This is a genomic window from Providencia sp. PROV048 (assembly GCF_033688165.1).
In the GTDB taxonomy this organism is placed as follows: Bacteria; Pseudomonadota; Gammaproteobacteria; order Enterobacterales; family Enterobacteriaceae; genus Providencia; species Providencia hangzhouensis.
On the sequence record NZ_CP096360.1, the window covers coordinates 4,152,921 to 4,174,549 of the forward strand.

At 40.7% G+C, this 21,629-nt stretch carries 17 protein-coding genes; 11 read left to right on the plus strand and 6 right to left on the minus strand.

Annotated features, from left to right (window positions below; all coding sequences use genetic code 11):
- The first annotated feature begins 127 nt into the window (after positions 1 to 127).
- On the plus strand, positions 128 to 1,051 hold the full coding sequence (locus tag M1F26_RS18720; protein WP_140172855.1) for a 1,4-dihydroxy-2-naphthoate polyprenyltransferase: 924 nt from the start codon (positions 128 to 130) through the stop codon (positions 1,049 to 1,051).
- 119 nt (positions 1,052 to 1,170) lie between these two features.
- Positions 1,171 to 1,695 carry a ribonuclease E activity regulator RraA gene (gene rraA, locus M1F26_RS18725; protein WP_004265300.1) on the plus strand — a complete coding sequence of 175 codons (525 nt, stop codon included), beginning with the start codon at positions 1,171 to 1,173 and terminating at the stop codon, positions 1,693 to 1,695.
- Positions 1,696 to 2,769: 1,074 nt separating this feature from the next.
- On the opposite strand, the gene zapB is transcribed toward rraA, so the two are convergent.
- Positions 2,770 to 3,009 carry a cell division protein ZapB gene (gene zapB / locus M1F26_RS18730; protein ID WP_004265299.1) on the minus strand — a complete coding sequence of 80 codons (240 nt, stop codon included), beginning with the start codon at positions 3,007 to 3,009 and terminating at the stop codon, positions 2,770 to 2,772.
- A 305-nt stretch (positions 3,010 to 3,314) separates the two neighbouring features.
- On the opposite strand from zapB, the gene M1F26_RS18735 reads away from it, so the two are divergent.
- From M1F26_RS18735 to M1F26_RS18745, 3 genes are all read left to right on the plus strand, one after another.
- A complete protein-coding gene (locus M1F26_RS18735) occupies positions 3,315 to 4,175 on the plus strand; it encodes an MIP/aquaporin family protein (protein WP_004265297.1) in 861 nt (286 codons plus the stop codon).
- Positions 4,176 to 4,178: 3 nt separating this feature from the next.
- Positions 4,179 to 5,705 carry a glycerol kinase GlpK gene (gene glpK / locus M1F26_RS18740; RefSeq protein WP_140172857.1) on the plus strand — a complete coding sequence of 509 codons (1,527 nt, stop codon included), beginning with the start codon at positions 4,179 to 4,181 and terminating at the stop codon, positions 5,703 to 5,705.
- A gap of 222 nt (positions 5,706 to 5,927) precedes the next feature.
- Complete coding sequence (locus M1F26_RS18745; RefSeq protein WP_140172859.1) at positions 5,928 to 9,701, plus strand: hypothetical protein; 3,774 nt, start codon at positions 5,928 to 5,930, stop codon at positions 9,699 to 9,701.
- 41 nt (positions 9,702 to 9,742) lie between these two features.
- Here the strand turns inward: M1F26_RS18745 and emrD are convergent, their stop codons facing one another.
- Positions 9,743 to 10,927: a multidrug efflux MFS transporter EmrD gene (gene emrD / locus M1F26_RS18750; protein ID WP_140172861.1), complete on the minus strand. Its 1,185-nt coding sequence runs from the start codon at positions 10,925 to 10,927 to the stop codon at positions 9,743 to 9,745.
- 144 nt (positions 10,928 to 11,071) lie between these two features.
- Positions 11,072 to 11,200 (minus strand): hypothetical protein, encoded by a 129-nt coding sequence (locus M1F26_RS18755; protein WP_256372551.1) that lies wholly within the window; start codon positions 11,198 to 11,200, stop codon positions 11,072 to 11,074.
- A 183-nt stretch (positions 11,201 to 11,383) separates the two neighbouring features.
- On the opposite strand from M1F26_RS18755, the gene fpr reads away from it, so the two are divergent.
- Positions 11,384 to 12,130, plus strand: a complete 747-nt coding sequence (gene fpr, locus M1F26_RS18760) for a ferredoxin--NADP(+) reductase (protein ID WP_140172864.1) — start codon at positions 11,384 to 11,386, stop codon at positions 12,128 to 12,130.
- 58 nt (positions 12,131 to 12,188) lie between these two features.
- Here fpr and M1F26_RS18765 read toward each other — a convergent pair whose 3' ends face one another.
- On the minus strand, positions 12,189 to 12,608 hold the full coding sequence (locus M1F26_RS18765) for a DUF805 domain-containing protein (protein ID WP_140172866.1): 420 nt from the start codon (positions 12,606 to 12,608) through the stop codon (positions 12,189 to 12,191).
- Between the two features lie 35 nt (positions 12,609 to 12,643).
- Here M1F26_RS18765 and M1F26_RS18770 point away from each other — a divergent pair, with 35 nt between their 5' ends.
- From M1F26_RS18770 to M1F26_RS18790, 5 genes are all read left to right on the plus strand, one after another.
- Positions 12,644 to 13,273 (plus strand): DUF1454 family protein, encoded by a 630-nt coding sequence (locus M1F26_RS18770; protein WP_172412255.1) that lies wholly within the window; start codon positions 12,644 to 12,646, stop codon positions 13,271 to 13,273.
- A gap of 178 nt (positions 13,274 to 13,451) precedes the next feature.
- Positions 13,452 to 14,222: a triose-phosphate isomerase gene (tpiA, locus tag M1F26_RS18775; RefSeq protein ID WP_036959102.1), complete on the plus strand. Its 771-nt coding sequence runs from the start codon at positions 13,452 to 13,454 to the stop codon at positions 14,220 to 14,222.
- 425 nt (positions 14,223 to 14,647) lie between these two features.
- Positions 14,648 to 15,592 (plus strand): OmpG family monomeric porin, encoded by a 945-nt coding sequence (locus M1F26_RS18780; RefSeq protein WP_140172868.1) that lies wholly within the window; start codon positions 14,648 to 14,650, stop codon positions 15,590 to 15,592.
- A 425-nt stretch (positions 15,593 to 16,017) separates the two neighbouring features.
- Positions 16,018 to 17,898: a glycoside hydrolase family 3 protein gene (locus M1F26_RS18785; RefSeq protein ID WP_140172870.1), complete on the plus strand. Its 1,881-nt coding sequence runs from the start codon at positions 16,018 to 16,020 to the stop codon at positions 17,896 to 17,898.
- Positions 17,899 to 18,021: 123 nt separating this feature from the next.
- A complete protein-coding gene (locus tag M1F26_RS18790) occupies positions 18,022 to 18,978 on the plus strand; it encodes an OmpG family monomeric porin (RefSeq protein WP_004265276.1) in 957 nt (318 codons plus the stop codon).
- Positions 18,979 to 19,220: 242 nt separating this feature from the next.
- On the opposite strand, the gene M1F26_RS18795 is transcribed toward M1F26_RS18790, so the two are convergent.
- Entirely contained in the window at positions 19,221 to 20,234 is a 1,014-nt protein-coding gene (locus M1F26_RS18795) for a sulfate ABC transporter substrate-binding protein (protein ID WP_140172872.1), read from the minus strand.
- A gap of 184 nt (positions 20,235 to 20,418) precedes the next feature.
- Positions 20,419 to 21,396 (minus strand): 6-phosphofructokinase, encoded by a 978-nt coding sequence (gene pfkA, locus M1F26_RS18800; RefSeq protein ID WP_004265237.1) that lies wholly within the window; start codon positions 21,394 to 21,396, stop codon positions 20,419 to 20,421.
- Positions 21,397 to 21,629 lie beyond the last annotated feature (233 nt).

A 21,629-nucleotide genomic window follows, 5' to 3' on the forward strand; every position in this document is an offset into this window, starting at 1 on the left:
ATCGCTGCACTTTTTTCTATTAAATATTCTGCCCATTACATTGAAAATACTCAGGTATCTCTCTATATGATGGGCTATTAAATTATTAAGAACACATCTCTAAAGAGTTTGAATTATAGGTAACTGCATGCAGTCGACATCCTCAACAATAAGTCGTAAACAAGCTTGGATTGAAAGTCTCCGCCCTAAAACCCTACCATTAGGGGTGATTGCGATTGTGACAGGCTCTGCACTCGCTTATTTAACTAATAATTTTAAATGGCCTGTCGCTTTATTAGCACTTATCACAGCGGGTTTATTACAGATTTTATCTAACCTTGCGAATGACTATGGTGATGCGGTCAAAGGCTCTGATACGGCTGAACGCATTGGTCCATTACGTGGCATGCAAAAAGGCGTTATCACGCAAGAGGATATGAAAAAGGCGCTCAAGCTAAATATTACAGCGGCCTGCCTTTCCGGATTACTGTTAATTATTGTCGCATGTGAAAAACCCGAGGATGCCATTGGTTTTGTCGCATTAGGGCTTATTGCTATCGTCGCTGCTATTACCTATACCGTGGGCAAAAAACCGTATGGCTACCTAGGGTTAGGGGATATTTCTGTTTTAATCTTCTTTGGCTGGCTAAGTGTTATTGGGACTTATTATTTACAAGCAAATAGTTTTAATATCATCACTGTCCTACCCGCAACGGCTTGTGGATTGCTCTCTGTTGCGGTATTGAATATCAACAATATGCGTGATATCGAAAATGATATTAAAGCAGGTAAAAATACCTTAGCGGTGCGCTTAGGTCCCCAAGGGGCTCGAATTTATCACACCATTATTATTGTTGCGGCTATTTTATGTTTGGCCTTTTTTAATCTAATTTATTTACACGGCTGGAGCGGTTGGCTATTTTTACTCGCCGTACCAATGCTAATGAACCATTTACGCCGTGTTCTCAGCGACCCAACCCCCGAAGGTATGCGCCCTCTATTGGAAAATATGGTGAAAGCCGCACTCGTGACCAACGTTTTATTTTCCATCGGCGTCGTAATGAGTAAATAATATTCACTATTTGTCGTTTTTTTGACTTTTTCCGCCTATTTTTAGGCGGGTAACTTTGCCAAGTACGGTTCAAAAGGGATATACTGATTGCCTCTTGCAGCAAAAAAGACCTAACTCCTATGAAATATGATACTTCCGAACTCTGCGATATTTACCAAGAAAGCGTCAACGTGGTAGAACCCCTTTTCTCCAATTTTGGTGGACGTACTTCATTTGGCGGTCAAATCATTACAGTTAAGTGTTTTGAAGATAACGGCCTAGTGTATGATTTGCTGGAAGAGGATGGTACAGGGCGTATCCTACTCGTTGATGGGGGCGGTTCTGTCCGTAAGGCACTTATTGATGCTGAAATTGCAAGGTTAGCTGTTGATAACCACTGGGAAGGAATTGTGGTTTACGGTGCGGTTCGTCAGGTAGATACCCTGATGGAACTCGACCTCGGTATTCAAGCTATTGCTGCGATGCCGGCAGGCTGTCCGGATGAAGGCATCGGTGAAAGTGATATTCGTGTTAATTTCGGCGGTGTGACTTTCTTTTCAGGTGATTACCTTTATGCCGATAACACCGGTATTATCCTTTCTGAAGAGCCATTAACACCTTATGAGAACAACGGTTTTGTCGAAGATGACAATATCGACGCATGATCCGTTAAAAATTCTATAAATAAGGGCTGCAAATTATTGCAGCCCTTATTTTTATACTCTAGAACATGGGGTGTGATGAAGATTTCTCTAAATAATTCGTGTTGTAGGTAGGCGGCAAAGTCGATAAGACCCTAGGAGCATACATGATATGTGACTAAGGCGAAGAGACGAAGCCAACACCCTACAATGTGAGGCATAACAAACATTTCTCTAAATAATTCGTGTTGTAGGTAGGCGGCAAAGTCGATAAAACCCTAGGAGCATACATAAGTATGTGACTAAGGCGAAGAGACGAAGCCAACACCCTACAATGTGAGGCATAACAAACATTTCTCTAAATAATTCGTGTTGTAGGTAGGCGGCAAAGTCGATAAAACCCTAGGAGCATACATAAGTATGTGACTAAGGCGAAGAGACGAAGCCAACACCCTACAATGTGAGGCATAACAAACATTTCTCTAAATAATTCGTGTTGTAGGTAGGCGGCAAAGTCGATAAGACCCTAGGAGCATACATAAGTATGTGACTAGGGCGAAGAGACGAAGCCAACACCCTACAATGTGAGGCATAACAAACATTTCTCTAAATAATTCGTGTTGTAGGTAGGCGGCAAAGTCGATAAGACCCTAGGAGCATACATGATATGTGACTAAGGCGAAGAGACGAAGCCAACACCCTACAATGTGAGGCATAACAAACATTTCTCTAAATAATTCGTGTTGTAGGTAGGCGGCAAAGTCGATAAGACCCTAGGAGCATACATAAGTATGTGACTAGGGCGAAGAGACGAAGCCAACACCCTACAATGTGAGGCATAACAAACATTTCTCTAAATAATTCGTGTTGTAGGTAGGCGGCAAAGTCGATAAAACCCTAGGAGCATACATAAGTATGTGACTAAGGCGAAGAGACGAAGCCAACACCCTACAATGTGAGGCATAACAAACATTTCTCTAAATAATTCGTGTTGTAGGTAGGCGGCAAAGTCGATAAGACCCTAGGAGCATACATAAGTATGTGACTAGGGCGAAGAGACGAAGCCAACACCCCTACAACGCGAAGTATGACGAGAAATTACACTTCTTCCATCTTACCGAGCAAAGTCCGTAAACGCTCTTGCCAAGCTTGCTGCTCTTGTTTTAACTGTTCATTTTCACGCACCAGTGAATCCGTGCCTGACTTTGCTGTTTCAAGCTCTTGGCTTAGTGCACCATTTTTATCTTTTAATTCATCGATTTCCATTTGTAACAGTGTGATTGTATCAATCGCTTGTTGCACTTTGGATTCTAGTTTTTCAAATACTTCAAATGACATAATTCTGGTCTCCCTTATCAGCTTTTACACGATTGTAAGTAGCATGATCCTCTGTGTCCAGTTCCTTCCTTCTGAATCGTAATAACCTTCATTAAAAAACACTGGTCAGATCACATCACAAAGGTCGAATTCATCACTATTTTTGATTGTTTTGTTTCGCTTTAGTGATGCAACACACATTTTTCAATTTCGATATTTCTCGTTTATGTTCTTTAACGATAAATTCACAGTTAATGATTTTCGATTAGAAAATCTTAACTTAAAAAAACATTACAATATTTTTCATTTTCGTAGGATAGAAACATATGAGCCAAATGACGACTACATCACTCACAGGTCAGTGCATCTCAGAGTTTTTAGGGACTGCGCTACTGGTATTTTTTGGTCTAGGCTGTGTTGCTGCCGTTAGAATAGCTGGCGCACAACTAGGTTTATGGGAAATTAGTATTATCTGGGGCTTCGGCGTTGCTTTAGCCGTTTACCTAACAGCGGGTACTTCCGGTGCTCACTTAAACCCAGCCGTTACTCTCGCATTATGGCTATTTGCGTGTTTTGATAAACGCAAAGTCGTCCCTTATATCATCGCACAGATGCTAGGAGGCTTCTTTGCTGCCGCCTTAGTTTACTCAATGTATTCCCCTGTATTTTTCGATTACGACCAAGTCCACCATATCATTAGAGGCTCACAAGAAAGCTTATTTACTGCAGGTGTTTTCTCAACCTACCCTGCACCACAAATTAGTGTTCCTCATGCATTCTTTATTGAGGTCATTATTGCTGCCATTCTTGTTTGCTTAATACTCGCCCTAACCGATGATGGCAATGGTGTCCCTCGTGGCCCACTTGCTCCATTATTAATTGGTATTTTGATTGCCGTCATCGGCGGGTCATTTGGCGCACTCACAGGATTTGCACTCAACCCAGCTCGTGACTTCGGTCCAAAGGTTGTCGCTTATCTCGCTGGTTGGGGTGATATCGCTCTCACCGGTGGCCGCGATATTCCCTATTTTCTCGTCCCATTGACAGCACCTATTGTTGGTGGTCTGCTAGGCGCATTCGCCTATCGCAAACTGATTGGTCGCCACTTACCTTGCATGGTATGTGAAGAAGAGACCAAAACAGAAAAATTATCCGTTAAAAACACCAAATCCTCGGAACAGGCTTAAATTATGACAACTGAAACCACTATTGCGAAAAAGTATATTGTTGCACTCGACCAAGGCACAACCAGCTCACGCGCTGTTGTACTCGACCATGATGCAAATATTGTCAGTATTTCACAACGTGAATTCACCCAAGTTTATCCTAAACCAGGTTGGGTGGAACATGACCCAATGGAAATTTGGGCATCGCAAAGCTCAACACTTGTAGAAGTACTCGCTAAAGCGGATATTCGTACCGATGAAGTCGCTGGCATTGGGATCACTAACCAACGTGAAACCACCATCGTATGGGAAAAAGCCACAGGTAAGCCTGTTTATAATGCGATTGTATGGCAATGTCGTCGTACTGCTGATTTTTGTACGCATCTAAAACAAAATGACCGCGATTTAGAAGAGTATATTCGCCAAAATACGGGGCTGGTTGTTGACCCCTATTTCTCCGGTACCAAAGTAAAATGGATTTTAGATAATGTTGAAGGCGCACGTGAACGTGCTGAGAAAGGCGAATTACTGTTTGGGACGGTGGATACTTGGCTCGTTTGGAAAATGACACAAGGGCGTGTTCATGTCACCGACTACACCAATGCCTCTCGAACTATGTTATTCAATATCCGTAACCTTGAGTGGGATGACAAAATCCTCAAAGCGCTCAATATTCCACGTGCAATGCTCCCTGAAGTACGCCCCTCTTCCGAAGTCTACGGGCAAACCAATATTGGGGGGAAAGGTGGGACTCGTATCCCAATTTCAGGGATGGCGGGAGACCAACAAGCCGCGCTATACGGCCAACTGTGTGTAAAACCGGGTATGGCTAAAAATACCTATGGAACAGGTTGCTTCTTACTACTAAATACAGGGGAAACCGCAGTACGCTCAAACCACGGGTTGTTAACGACCATCGCTTGTGGGCCGAGAGGCGAAGTCAATTATGCCCTTGAAGGTGCTGTATTCGTGGGCGGAGCATCTATTCAATGGCTGCGTGATGAACTGAAATTGATTGATGAATCGACAGACTCAGAGTACTTTGCCACTAAAGTGAAAGACAGCAATGGCGTGTATGTTGTTCCCGCCTTTACAGGCTTAGGCGCACCCTATTGGGACCCGTATGCGCGTGGCGCTATTTTTGGCCTAACGCGTGGTGCAAACCGCAACCACATCATTCGCGCAACCTTAGAGTCCATCGCTTATCAAACCCGTGATGTACTTGATGCAATGCAAGCAGACTCTGGTGAGCGCTTAAAAGCACTGAGGGTTGATGGGGGCGCTGTCGCCAATAACTTTTTAATGCAATTCCAGTCAGATATTTTAGGTACCCCTGTTGAGCGTCCTGAAGTGCGAGAAAGCACCGCGTTGGGCGCCGCTTACCTTGCAGGTTTAGCCGTTGGTTTCTGGAGTAATCTTGATGAGCTACAGAGCAAGGCGACCATTGAGCGTGTATTCAAACCAGGTATTGAAACGACGGAACGTAATTTCAAATACGAGGGATGGAAAAAAGCCGTAGCACGCGCCCAAGAGTGGGAAGACCGCGGCTAGTCTATTTTTAACCGCCTTTATTTTTAATCACCCAAGGCCATATAATTTATATGGCCTTTTTTATTTTATCCCTACAAGTATGACTTTCTTCTAATAACTAATTAGTTAATCAATGAAAATGCAGTTATTAAAATAATAATAAATTAGACCGTTTTTTTGAGTTTATTTAGAATAACATTCCAATGAAACTCGAAATTAACCCTCAAAAAATGGATTTTGGTAATGGATAACCTTAAAATATTTGCTGATGAAATACAGCAAGGTAACTTACAACTAGGATGGTATAAAAAAGGGAGAGTGGCAATTATTCAGCAAGATACCACCTTGATAAATGCATTAAAGGATAACCCTGAACAATCAGCTGACGGCGAAAAAGCATTTAAGTTATTCAGTTGGTTAAGTGATAAGCCCCGTTTAGTGGGGGAAAATAAAAAAACCTATGTATTGAGTGCGATCGGCACTAAATATTTCTCCGGCTTTAGTTTCCATACGAAGCAAAATTTGTTTGTTGAAAGTTTTAATTCACCCCACGAATGGATTGATGGAGAAACCAGAGCACAGGCTCAGCTCGCTGATTTATTACTACCAAGTGGGCAATGGCATCGCCATTATAGCATCGTCGTCTTACCCGAAAATGCCAATGACAAACAAGTTGAGCTCATTCGCCATTGGTTAGAACTCACAGGCGGGAGTTTATTGATAGTCAAAGATAAACACAAAAAACCATCAGCTTCTACTCAACAACTCATTGATGAACTGCGCCCAGTAGAGCACATTGCATTAACCAATAACACCTTAGAAAATCATAATTTCCAGCAAGCCATCACCCTACCACCCCACACAATAAACTCATTGAAGCTAACCGATGAGTTACGGAATAACAGCCAATATTTCTCAATATCTATAGAAAATACCAAGTATAACAAGACGTTGTCTTTACATAACATCCCAATTACAGAAACGTCGTCTTGGCAACAGATTGCCCATTCCATCGAAACTGATGTTAATAAAATGATGGCAACAAATCAGCTTCCTGCGGTGAAAATCCGCTATGAAAATAATACCTTAAAACTTGTTGGTGAAAATATCATTTTTCGCCAGTTCCAATTGAAACAAACAAAACAGGCGATCTCTCGATATGATTCGCAAGAAAGCGTTCCTCAAATTCTACCTATTTTAGTAGCAGAAAACCCAGATGAGCTCCCAAATCAGTTAGTTGTGGGTGCCATAACAGGAAAACTACCAAATAGCCCCCATATTAAGGGTTACAAAATCCTTGAGCAGCCCAAATTTGGTCAATTAACGCTAAATAACTCCACCAACGAATGGCAGTACATTGCCAATAATGCAAAATTTAAAACCCACTCAGATCAATTTGATTTTACAGCTATGCTACCTAACGGGCAGCAATCCCAACCCCTTTCCATTCAGTTACAAACCGTAAATGCACCACAACTGCGCATTCCTGGTAAACGCACATATTCCACTCCAGACCCTGTTTATCATGAACCTCAACGGCGTTACAACCCAACACCAAGTGATATGCAAATCCATCATATTCAACTTGCGCAAACTCACCTGCAGAACATGACCGATAAGCATATGAGCTTAACGGCTAATCGCTGGGCATTATTGAATGTGGAAATCACCAGCGAAACAGCAGCGAAATCCCCTGATATTGAGGCCATCGTCAGCAATAAAGAAAGAAAAATATTAGGCCGAGTAAGACTAACTGGCCCAGATCATTTACCCCAAAAATTAACAGCGCTCCCCCAACAGATGAATGTTTCCGCGCAAAATTGGCATCAGCAACGCTTTACCGCTCCGCTAAAAGGTGAGTGGATACAACCGGATATCAACCTTGTTATCACTGTTAATGGCAAACCCATTATCACCGAAGAAACCAACCAATATGGCCTATTTTCCCCCAATGTCACCCTTGATAACCACTTAATTGTTCATGTTGATAGCCACAGTTTATATCAACAAGGTCATGGCGTTTATTCATCTTCCCCGCTAAGTTGGGGAAAAGAAGCGGCAACCGTTTTACCAATTGGACAGCTCACATTGTATAGCCTTCCTGCTACAGTGGGTCACCCAAGCTTAACGCCATATAGGGCTGGCACCAATAGCAACGCCATTCCGTTTATTCATCCTCACTATGATAACCCTGAAGAAATTGACTATCACCCCAGTGCACAAATCTTTTGGGCTTACAATAACAGCAATAAATACCAAACTGCTAACAATGCTGATTCTGATTATCAATATACTGCGATTAAAACCCTACCTTCAAATGTTGGCACTGCGCTATTAGGGCTTGGGTCGCCCAACAACGGTGGCGGGGTTCACGAACCTAATGTGATGTTTCATGAGATTTTTGGTCACGGCCTTGGCTTGCCTCATACCGATGCGAAAAGTCGTGATAATCAGCCAACATACCCTTATACCCCTTATAGCCACGGTAAAAACCCAGCTTATAACCAATCTAGGCAATATTATGTCACTTATCACGATCTCCATAGCCACTTACAACAAGCTATGCCAACCATGCTTTCTAGTTTTGTGCCTTTTAGGAGCGGTGCTTATGATGCATTTTTGCCTCATCCTGATGTCTACAACCAAAAAATCCACCAATTTTTAAGCAAAAGAATACGCTGGCAAAACAATAAAACTAAAGGGGAGGATACTGAAGATGGCGGGTTTGCAGGAGACGGTTTTTATCAACGTTGGGATCACATTAACAAACAATGGGTCACACTAACTCAAGAGAATTACTCAAAATATTATCGCCTAACACAAATTGAACAACTTCCTCATCAACGTGATGTCCCGATTTATTGGATACAGCATCAGTTTACTAAAATGGCAGATAATACCCCACACCCTTATAGCACCATCACGGTTGACCGTACCATAGGAAGCTTGCCGGCCGATTACCATAACCTAAAAACAGGGGTTGGCCGTCCATTTGATATTAATGGTGACTATGCATTAACCGTCACTTATGCAACTCCGAATGGGTTATCGACCGAAGTATTGCAAATCCGACGTACAGAGAGCTTCAATATTGCAGATAAAGGCGAATTGGTTCAGTTTACTGTACATGAATTGAACTACAAAAAAGAGCTTGGGCAGTTGATCTCCCACTATAACAACCCGGATTCATTAGCTTGCCGTGTATTAACAAACAGTGATGGCTATTTATTACCCAACCAGCTGATTCTCGATAATTATTGGCAAGGTGCCCCTATTTACTGGGCAGCAACAGAAGAAGGCTTAATTGATTTTTCGACAGGTAAAGTCAATCTCGACAAAATCACCTCAAAAAGTGCACTTTGCGCCAAGTGGGTTGAAAAAGGCCGGTTACATCAACAATATTTTTCATTATCTGACCCATTTGGCCAAGATTCGCAGGTTGATACCTCTTTGAACTTTATTGCGCTCAATCACCTTGATACTCACGCAAGGCATTACTCAGCAATACCCGATGTGATCTACTACACAGTCGAGCAACCTTTAGTTGCGGATGTAAACTTCGAACAAATGGTGGATATTACTCACTTAAACTTGCCTGATGGCCAGTACTCTTTTTGGGTCACACTAAGGACTAGTGATGACCAAAAACAAATTCAAGAAAGCATACCAATAGAGGAGTGGTATTTTTCAGTACAACAAAATCAATTAACAATAAAAGGCACGATAGACAGTACCCCTGAGTTAAAACTGGATGGAATAATCATTCATATAGACCAACACTTGCAGGACCATACTGTACCAAAGTTGATTTGGCTCCAACAAAACACTCAAAATCCAACAGGGCAATTAGCAGAAAATACAAAATTTCTAGATGCCAACCAACCAGTGATATTTAATTCAGGAGTCATGTTGCCGGAACTTATATCATCAATGTCAGAAGAAGAACCTAGCTCCTTGTATTCATCGGTGCTATCAATTTCGCCACAAAAGCAAGCTGATATACTGCTAAGCGCGTAATTTGATGGTCAGGCTGTCTTTTGCAGCCTGACCATATACTATTAAACCATGCGTTCTGAGTGATTCATACGTTTTGCTAAAGGTAACCAGCACAACAATACAAGCGTCGACATTAAAAACATCAACAATCCTAAACTAAACTGCCCGTTCTGCGGTAATAATGCGGAAACCCAAGTCGCAACACCTGAACCGACATTTTGTAAGCCGCCAACGAGTGCTCCTGCGGCACCTGCCAAATAAGGGAAAGGCTCCATAGCCCCTGTCGTTGCTAAAGGAAATAACATACCAGCGCCAAAGAAAAATACCGCTGCAGGGACTAACAATGTCCATATATTCATAATCCCAAACCAACCTGGCACCCACATCATAAAGCCAGCCAATAAACAAATAAGCACTGAGTGCCACATCAAATTATAAAACGTTTTTCCCTCTCGCCCTGCATACCAAGCGCCAAAGAAAGCGGCAGGAATCGGCAATATAAATAAAATACTCACAGTGATACTGCTTAGCCCTAATACACCGCCCATCAATACACCACTGCTGGCTTCAAATACCGCTATCCCAGCTAACGCACCAACTAGCATGGCAAGGTAAGAGAGAAATGAACCACTTGAAAGTAATTCACGATATGAGGCCAACATTCTGTGCTTTTCTGGGGAAACAGGCCGCGTTTCTGGTAGCCAACGATACATACTCAATAATACTGAGGCTCCTAAGATAAATAGGAAAATATAGCAAGCATGCCAGCCCCAAAAGTGCGCTAATATTCCGCCAAACATAGGAGCCAATAATGGGCTGACTAACACCCCCATATTTAATAGGCTATTTGCATAACGCAGCGCTGTGCCTTTATATAAGTCTCGAGGCATTGTTCTTGCCATTACACCGGCAACACCAGTTCCTAGCCCTTGTAACCCACTTGCCACTGTAAGTATATTTAGCGTTGGCGCGAAAATTGCCACAACCGTTGAAAATAAGAAAATCGTTAAACCGGTTAAAATAACAGGTCGGCGACCAATTCGGTCAGATAGCGGCCCATAAACTAACTGCGAAAAACCATAAGAAAATAAATAAGCCGCCATCACTTGTTGAACAGCACCAGAGGGCTCATTAAAATAAGCGGCAATTTCAGCAATGACAGGAACATAAATAGTTTGTGTCATTTGGCCGACTGCTGCCAATGCAATTAGCATTAATAGCAAATTAAAATGTTCCAGTTTTCTCATTTTTCTCTCAAATACATCCAATAATTCAAATGCACGCTATTTCGGACACAAAATAACGCCGCATTATTTCATTGTAATAACGCAAAATTATTTAGGTGCTTAATTATCAATATAAAAATACTGCTCTACGCTTTTATGCCATTTTTAATAAATAGCAAATAATGCGTTTTGCTTGAGTGTGACTAAGATAACAAAAGCAGCCATCTTTTCGTAGTAGTGCGACATTTTATATTTTTCAACAATGGCAGTAATATTCGCCAGCATTGTCAACATAACTGTACATTGAACTTTAAAATAGACCAATATTAAGAATAAAACACTGGAACACATTATCGATAAGCATAAATAATGAACTGTTTTAGTATTAAATCCTAGTGAACCATGCTTTGGCTCATTCACATCAAAAATGAGTTATTTTTCAGATGGTCGATTTTAAAATATGAAGAGGTGGGATCTATGGCAAATTGGGTAACAGGAACAGTGATTGAAGCCAAATTTTGGACTGATTCATTATTCAGCTTAGTCATTGAGGCGCCAATTAAACCCTTTACCGCCGGACAATACGCCAAACTGGCACTCGAAATCGAAGGCGAACGTATTCAGCGAGCTTATTCTTACGTCAACGCACCTAGTGATAACCGACTTGAATTTTATTTTGTCATCGTCCCCGAAGGGAAACTTAGCCCAAAATTAGCACAATTAAAACCCGATGATACGTTACAGATCACAGATGAAGCAGCAGGTTTCTTCGTTCTAGACGAAATCCCTGAATGTAAAAATTTATGGATGTTATCAACAGGTACCGCCATTGGGCCTTTTTTGTCTATTTTACAGGAAGGCAAAGACCTTGAGCGCTTCGAGAACATTGTTTTACTCCACGCGGTCCGTTATGAGAAAGATTTAAGTTATTTACCCTTAATGAAAAAGTTGGAACAACAATACCAAGGAAAATTAAAGATTGTCACCGTAGTGAGCCGGGAACAATGTGCGGGTTCATTATATGGTCGGGTTCCAGCTTTAATTGAGGATCATGAACTCGAAAACACTGTTGGCTTAACACTTTCGCCTGACACCTGTCACGTCATGTTGTGTGGCAACCCTGAAATGGTCAGAGATACTCGTGATACGCTGAAAAATAGCCATGGGATGGTTAAACACTTGCGCCGCAAGCCCGGCCATATCTCTAGTGAACAATATTGGTAATGTCATACACTACCCTGATGCATCTTCAGGGTAGCATTTATGCTATATGGTATTCGCGCTATAGATAATCTACTGTTTCTGTTTCTTCACCGTAGTGATTAACACCATCCATTCCCACAAAAGCTCCGCAATCAAGTACCATTATCATAGTAATTAATAATGGCAAAAAGCGCCCTATCCCCCATTGCCATACAGGTTCAAATTGGCTGACGTCGATTGAAAAAAGAGCAAATGCCAATAAAATCAGCGTAAACCACCCACCCGATTTTCCACGGTCATGTAAACGCTTCACAAAGATAGCGGCCAAAGGGTAAAGTAGTAAAATAAATAACGATATAGCAAGTGTTTCAGAGAATAGCAGTGCATTTTGTAACAGGGCAATTACCGTCATTAAAATAAAAATGACTGCAATACCTACCCAAAATGGCCGGCGACCGATACGGCCTTTGAAGGAAAAAGCCCATTGTTGTAATGTCATTACCTATAATCCTGATACAATGTGGAAAACTAAAAATGAGTGGCTCAAAAATGACCCAAACTTTATTTCGTTCTGTATACGCCATCATAACCATTTTTGTACTTAGTGTGCCACAACTGGCTTTTGCTCAAAAAGTCCCAACGCTGCCAGATACTGACTTTGAGGTCTCCTATTTGGCCCCTGATGCGCCTTCTTTTAACCTCACTATTCCTGAATTACGTAACCAATTCAATCAAGCATACAAAGACTTATATCTTCATGAATATAAAGTAATTGCTAGCCAAGATATCGCAGCTCCCTATATTCGAGCAGCTTCTCGAATTAACCAACAAATTTATTCCTCTGCGGTGTTAGAACGCGGAAGTGAAAAAATTAAAAGTTTACAGATCACATTACTACCGTCTGATAACCCACAAGAAAACCAAAAAAATCGACAATTAATGGAAAGTTATACCATGGCAATGGTCCGTATATTTGCCCCTGAAGTTTCACTGGATAAAGCCCCTGAGCTTACGGAAGCCTTAAATAAATTTATTGCCAATAATAGTGCAACTCACGCGGAAGAAGCTCGATTAGGCGCTTTAAGATATATTTTAGTAAAAAGTGACAATAATGTGCTTACTTTTGCTGTTGAACCGATTAAGCTAGAACAACAAACACCCTAAACTGACTGTGATCACGCTCTAAGAACAAGCATGATGAAAAGCAAAGCTATTATTATCCATTGTTCTTATAATGCAGAAGGTGAATGGCCACAACATTGTCACGTTACGCGTGTAACATAAGCGTGTGATGAATAACTTATTGATTAATCATTCAAACTCTCTGGTTGGAGGAAATAACATGCGACATCCATTGGTAATGGGTAACTGGAAACTAAACGGCAGCACACAGATGGTCAATGACCTCGTCGCTGGCTTGCGTAATGAACTCAGCAGCGTTGATGGCTGTGATGTGGCTATTGCACCACCTGCGATTTATTTGACTCAAGCTAAACATGCGTTAGCAGGCAGTCGCATTGCATTAGGTGCACAAAACGTTGACGTTAACCTATCAGGTGCATTTACAGGTGAAACCTCTGCTGAAATGTTAAAAGATGTTGGCGCCAAATACATCATTATCGGCCACTCAGAGCGCCGTACTTATCACAACGAAAGTGATGAATTTGTCGCTAAGAAATTTGCTGTCTTAAAAGAACAAGGCCTGATCCCAGTACTGTGTATTGGTGAAACTGAAGCTGAAAATGAAGCGGGTAAAACCGAAGAAGTCTGCGCTCGTCAAATCGATGCCGTATTGAATTCTTTAGGTGCAGAAGCTTTCCAAGGTGCCGTTATCGCTTATGAGCCAATCTGGGCTATCGGTACAGGTAAATCAGCAACACCAGCACAAGCACAAGCAATCCATAAATTTATTCGTACTCATATTGCGAAAAAAGATGCAGCCATTGCTGAACAAGTTATCATCCAATACGGCGGCTCTGTTAATGCCAGCAACGCAGCTGAGCTATTTACCCAGCCAGATATCGATGGTGCCTTAGTGGGTGGCGCTTCTCTGAAAGCTGACGCTTTTGCTGTTATTGTTAAAGCGGCTGCTGAAGCGAAAAAATCTAAATAAGGTTATTTTAATACCTTGAGATTAACCGCCAAATATTGGCGGTTTTTTGTTTTCATTAATTCCAACATGAATAAAATCATCATATTAATATTTTTATTATTCTCATAATTACCAACCATATAATACAATTACCACTTAGTTTTAAATAAAATTAATATTTATTAATTAAATTTAAAACTAACAAATAAACATGTGATTAAAAATCTTAAATAAAATTATAAATAAAAACACACCTTTATACCAACAATAATAAAACTCCCAAAAATAACAACAAGATGCAACTTATTAGATTTTTAATTTATATATACCATTCATCATCTATTAAATAATAACGGTAGACAATCTATAAAAGTTAATACACATTTATCTCTCTAATCGCTCAACTAGATAATTAACATTAATAAAACTCACCCTGAAGGATAAATATGAAATATATAGTTGGTTTAATCTATAGCATCATAATTATATTCCCTACAATTTGTTTCTCTGAATTAAATAATGACTCTTGGCGAGTTAATACCAATATCTATTTGGAAATAGAAGAATATCAAGGACAACGGGATTCATTTAATAATAAAGTCTACGATAAAATCAGCGCCGTTGGGCAACTAAAGCTTTTCAACCCGCAATCTGCCTGGCGCTTTGCTCTTGAACACCGCGAATCTTTAAGGAATCATGGCCGTAACTTCACGACTTCACGGGATTCTTACATTAGAAATCGCACGCAAATTGATGCTATCAAGAAAATGATTAACACCCCAACATCAGACTTAGAGCTTGGTTTTCGTTACAGAAAAGAGTCAAACGATGTCGAACCCAACACCAAAGCACGTTCTTCGAATCGTTTATATGGCTTAACTCCTGCCGGCGAGTACCGTTTCAATGATGATTGGTCTTTTAACTTTTGGCTCTCTTATTTTTATTACAGTAATTATTTCAATGACAGCAGTCATGAAGCAGAAACCGAATTTGGTGTGACCTATAAATATTCAGATGCATTAAAAGCAAAATTCACTGTTTATATTGATAACCAATGGGATAAACATTTCAGCACCCGCTTTTTACAATCACAAGTTCGTGCGTACCTACCCATTACCATTAAACCCAACTGGAAAATCACCCCCTATGCACGTTATTTCTTACAAGAAAATACCTATGATAAAAATAATTATTTAACACAGGAAATTAAAAATGGCTTCCGCATTGGCTCTCTCGTGGAATACCAAGTCACCCCATCACTGACTTTATGGAGTGAGTTTGCCTATGAGCCTTCAACATGGAAATCACCTAAAAAGAATGGAATTACGTCAGGATATGATAATAAACAAACGCTATACCTAAGTAAAATTGGCGTAAAATACCAATGGTAACCTTTGGTTTGCAACTAACTTATTTCTCTTAGAAAAATAAGCCATGTGAAATATCATATGGCTTATCTATTTTAAATTAGAAAACTACTTAAATATAAGAATAAAATATATTAAAAAGTAAATAATTAGTGAAAACATTAATTTTTTACGCTCTACCGTCGATTTAAATACCATTTAATTATAATTTATACTTACGTCACATAACAAAATAATATCAAGTTGAAATTATTCTAGGTTAAAATTAATTATTCTTGATAATTTGCTATTTAATATCAATGAGATAAATAAAGACCCCTTCTCTATCTATTTGTACGCTATTCCTCTTACTCTGAAAGAGAGAATACTATCAACTGTGAGCACTCTCACATCATAAATATATCCAGCCACTTATTATTTTTTGAAAAATAACTTAGGGAAAATGAAAAATGAAGAAATTCACTTTACTTAGTGCTTGTATTTTCAGTGCATTTTCAATGGCTAACCCAATAACACAAGCCCAATTGAATGAATTATGGCAAGACAAACAAAAGTCTGCACAAGAAATAGTAAATAATATGTCCGAGGCTGAGAAAATTGGTCAGCTCTTCATGTTAGATTTCAGATATTGGAATAAAGACAGCCATGGAGAACCCGCTCCTTTTCTCGTTATGAATGATGAAGTTTCTAAGGTTATCAATCAGTACCACCTCGGTTCGGTGATCCTATTTAGAGAAAATCTGATTGATACACCACAAACTGTGGAGTTAATTAATAAACTTCAATCTTCCCGCAGTAACCTTCCACTATTTATTGGTACCGACCAAGAAGGGGGTTATGTCACCCGCTTACGCGTAGGCACCGAAATGCCCGGAAATATGGCATTAGGCGCAGCACGTAACCCAGCCCTTGCAGAGCTAACAGGGATGATCCACGGATATGAACTATCCAGTCTTGGTTTTAATATCAATTTTGGCCCAGTTGTTGATGTTAATAACAACCAAAATAACCCAGTTATTGGGGTACGCTCATACTCAGATGATAAAAATTTAGTTGGCTCTCTGGCCACCAGCTATATTCAAGGCATTCATAAATATAATTTATTGACGTCACTTAAACATTTCCCGGGTCATGGAAATGTCTCTGCTGACTCCCATGTTGATTTACCCGTTGTTAATTCCGACGCGAAAACATGGCGAGACACTGAACTCATCCCATTCAAATACGCGTTATCTCATGGTGCTGATGCCGTCATGACCGCACATATCATTGTACCAGCACTGGATGACGATAAGATCACCACACTTGCAGGTAAACAAGTTGGCACCCCAGCGACGCTTTCCAAACCTATTTTGCATGGTATTTTACGCGATGAGCTCAACTATGACGGCTTGATAGTGACAGATGCCATGGATATGGGGGCTATTGCTGACAACTTCGATATTAATTGGGCGGTAGAAACCTCGTTACTCGCTGGCTCAGATATTATTCTTATGCCAATTAAAATGTGGGACTCCCAAGCGGTTTCTCGTTTAGATAACATGTACCGCTATTTAGAAACACAAGCAGAGAAAAACCCAGAACTGAAAAAACGTATTGATGAATCCGCAAAACGTGTAGTGCTGAAAAAGCTTCAGCAAGAAATTACAGCACAACCAATAGACTTAGTGAAGGCAGAACAAGTCGTCGCATCAAAAGGCCATAAAGATATTGAAAATATGGTTTCTGAGCAGGCTATCACATTAATTAAAAATGAGAATGTGCTGCCCTATCAATTAAAACCGCTAAATCGAATTTTCATTATTTCTGATGAAAAGCCACGCAATACCTTAATTCAAAAACAGTTAAATGATATCGCACAGGAAACGGGGGTTGCTATTCTTACAGGCGAAAGTGTCGTTAAATTGAATGAAAATACGCTAACTCAAGATGAAGCAAAAAAACTGGTTCAAAACCAAGATTTGGTATTACTGACGACCTATAATTTAAAGGATACGCCAACGAATGCTCAGCTTATCATTGATGCTGCAAACCAACTTAAAACCCCTATTGTTGTTATCTCTTCACGTAACCCCTATGACATCGCATACCTAAACAATGTAAACGCAAATATTGCCATCTACGGTATTACCGGATTTGATATCACCAATAATAACCGCAATTCGTTAGAAACCAATATTCGCAGCGGTTTACGGACATTATTTGCTAACACTCACGGCCAGCCGCTAAACCCACCTCAAGGGTTGCTACCCGTTAATATTAAAAACTCACAAGGTAACAAAGTGCTGTTCCCTTATGGTCATGGTGAAACCTACTCCACAATCAATTAATTACACAACCTATTAATTATTAACAATGATTTAGCCTTTATACCCCACGGTATAAAGGCCAGACACTAACGCCTTGGACTAAGGCATAAAAAATAAAATATACATAAAAATTAAAGGGTTAAAATGAAAACTTCACTGAATGGTTTACTTTTTGTTACTCTCACAGGATTGACAACATCCGTTTTCGCAGCTGATCAGGTCAATAATGATTACTGGCGCGTTTCTTCCAACGTCTATATGGAACTCGAAAAATTTGAAGGACACCATAATACCAGCGGTCGTAAGGTCTACGACAAAACCACGATGGTTGGCCAGCTATTTTTAGCGAATCCTGAATCAAAATGGAGCTTTTTTCTGGAACATAAGGAATCATTAAGAAGCTACAACCACAATTTCTCAACATCCAAAGATTCTTTTATTCGTAATCGTACGCAAATTGGCGCTACTCGGAAAATGTATGCGAGCGATATTGGTCAGTTCAATTTGAATGTCACCTATCGTAAGGAATCAAATGACTCCGCACCGGGCACACAGGCACGGCCATCGAATACTATGTTTTGGTTAATGCCTAGCGGGACATACAATTTCAATGATAAGTGGGCATTTAACTTTTGGGATGCAGTTTATCACTACGATAATTTCCATGCCCCCAATAGTTATGAGTGGGAATCCGAACACGGACTTGTTTATAAGGTCAACGACTCTGCAACCGCCAAAGTCTATCTATACACCGATTGGACATGGGATAAAGACTTTAATAAGACATGGGAACAAAACCAAATTCGCGGTTATTTTCCTATCACGTTAAACCAGGATTGGAGCGTAATGCCTTATTTTCGCTATTATTTAAATGAACATAACTACGATAGCAACAAACGTACAACTCAGAAAGTTAAAGACGGCTACCGTGTCGGAACACAGGTTTTTTATAACTTAACACCAAAACTAACGCTATGGGGCGGCTTCGCGGTTGAACCTAGTACTTGGGAAAACCCAAAAAATGCAGGTATCACCTCTGGTGGCAATAACCGTCAAACATTTTATCTTGGCCAGTTAGGTGTCAAATACCAGTGGCAATAAATTAACCTCATTCCTAGTCTGCCCCTCACAGGCTAGGAATAATACCCCATTTTAATCCTGTTTTTATTATCCCCGCCCTTAACTATCATTACTCAAAATATTTATTACACCTAAGATAATACTCTAAATAGTTCAAATTGTAGGTAGGCGGCAAACAAACGAGGCCCTAGGAGCATACACCAGTATGTGACTAGGGCGAGTGCGTGCAGCCAACACCCCTACAAATTGAAATATGACGAGTATTAGCGTTGAATGATTTCGTCGAACACCCCTCCATTAGCAAAATGGGTTGCTTGCGCGGCTTGCCAGCCGCCAAAGCTGCCATCAACCGTCAGCAGTTTTAGTTCAGGAAACTGTTGTTGATATTTTTTGGCCACTTCGCTATTTCGTGGGCGATAGTAGTTTTTAGCTGCAATTTCCTGCCCTTGCGCAGAATAGAGGTGCTCTAGATAAGCTTCTGCAACCGCCCTGCGGTCACGTTTATCGACGGTTTTATCGACAACAGCGACGGTTGGCTCAGCGAGAATCGAAATACTTGGCGTCACAATTTCAAACTGTCCGCTTTCCCCTAACTCATTTATGGCTAATAACGCTTCATTTTCCCAAGCAATTAATACATCGCCGATACCACGTTCAACAAAACTATTGGTTGCGCCGCGAGCCCCCGAATCGAGTACTTCCACATTTTTATAGAGCTGTTTAACGAATTGTTTCGCTTTTTCAGGGTTTTGCTGATTTTTATCTAACGCATAGCCCCATGCTGCTAAGTAATTCCAACGTGCTCCGCCGGAGGTCTTTGGGTTTGGTGTCACCACGGAAACGTCTTTGCGGACTAAGTCGTCCCAATCTTTGATATTTTTCGGGTTATCTTTACGAACGAGAAAGACGATAGTCGATGTATAAGGAGCTGAATTATCGGGGAGCTTTTTTATCCAATTTTTATCTATACGGCCACTTTGTGCTATAGCATCAACATCATAGGCTAAAGCTAAGGTAACAACATCGGCTTCTAATCCATTCACCACTGATATGGCTTGCTTACCTGAGCCACCATGAGATTGCCGAACGGTAACGGTATCGCCCGTTTTCTTTTTCCAATAATTACTGAACTCCTGATTATATTGCTGATAAAACTCACGAGTCGGATCATAAGACACATTCAACAATTGAATGTTTTTCGCCCAAGCCCCTGTCGCTAACAGCAATAGCAATGCTGTCGTGAATTGTGATTTTTTTACCTGCCATGAACGTGTCATTTGCCTTCCCTCATTAAATTTGTGATAAGGAGGAGGCTGACAGATAGCATCAATTACGGGAAATAATTAAAAAGAAAAACTTATAAGAATGAGGAATATATGAACAAAGTATTATCTGGAATACAGGATCAAACCTGCATAGCGGGAAATCACTATGCAGGAGAGATTTGCAATTATAGAGGGATTAGTACAGCTTCTTCGCCGTATCAAACCAATCCTTCTTAAAGACGCGCTTCATATTCATAACCGCATCAATAATGTCATGATGGACTAATTTTTCATTTTGAATACCAACACAGCGCCCGCCGTAGCCTTCCAACAGAAGTTGAATAGAATAAGCCCCCATGCGTGATGCTAAAATACGGTCATAAGCAACTGGGGAACCACCACGTTGGATATGACCAAGAACCGTTGCACGGGTTTCGTGGTGTGTTTCCTGCTCAATATATTTCGCTAATTCACCCACATCACAAACGTGTTCGGTAATAGCAACAATCGCATGGCGTTTGCCTTTTTCAATACCACGTTTGATTTCTGATAATAGTTCTTCGCGGTCAAAAGCCATTTCCTGCTCAGGTAACACTAAGAACTCACAGCCCCCAGCAATCGCAGCAGATAGCGTTAAATCACCACAGTAACGTCCCATCACTTCAACAATAGAAATACGTTTATGGGACGTCGAGGTATCGCGAAGGCGGTCAATAGCCTCAACAACCGTTTCAAGTGCAGTGAAATAACCGATGGTATAGTCTGTGCCAGCAACGTCATTATCAATCGTTCCCGGTAATCCAATACATGGGAAACCAGCTTCCGTCAGTGCTTTAGCCCCCAAATAAGAACCGTCACCACCAATAACAACTAATGCGTCAATATGATTTTTCTTCAGATTATCGAATGCGACAGCACGCACTTTTTCATCACGGAATTGTGGAAAACGAGCTGAGCCTAAGAAGGTACCACCACGGTTAATCATATCTGACACGCTATACCGGTCTAATTGCTTCATGCGGTTTTCATATAGGCCAAGGTAACCGTCAAAAATACCCATGACTTCTAAACCTTCACCTAATGCCGCGCGAACCACACCGCGGATCGCTGCATTCATGCCTGGCGCGTCACCACCACTCGTTAAAACCCCAATTCTTTTAATCTGCTTGACCATGATGACCTCTGATTAATGAACATAAAATTGCAAATCGATAAAACCGTTACGCTGCTAATCTTTTTAACGCTAATTACGCTGGCTTACTAGTGCTGAATTGATTCACCTAGCAGCATAATACGGCAAAGAGTGAATTATGCATCTGCTTTCCATCAAGCTTTTATGTTTTATTGTGATCCAGTTTACATAATTCTAGCCGATCACCCCAATAGGTAAATCTTTCAATGCAAAAA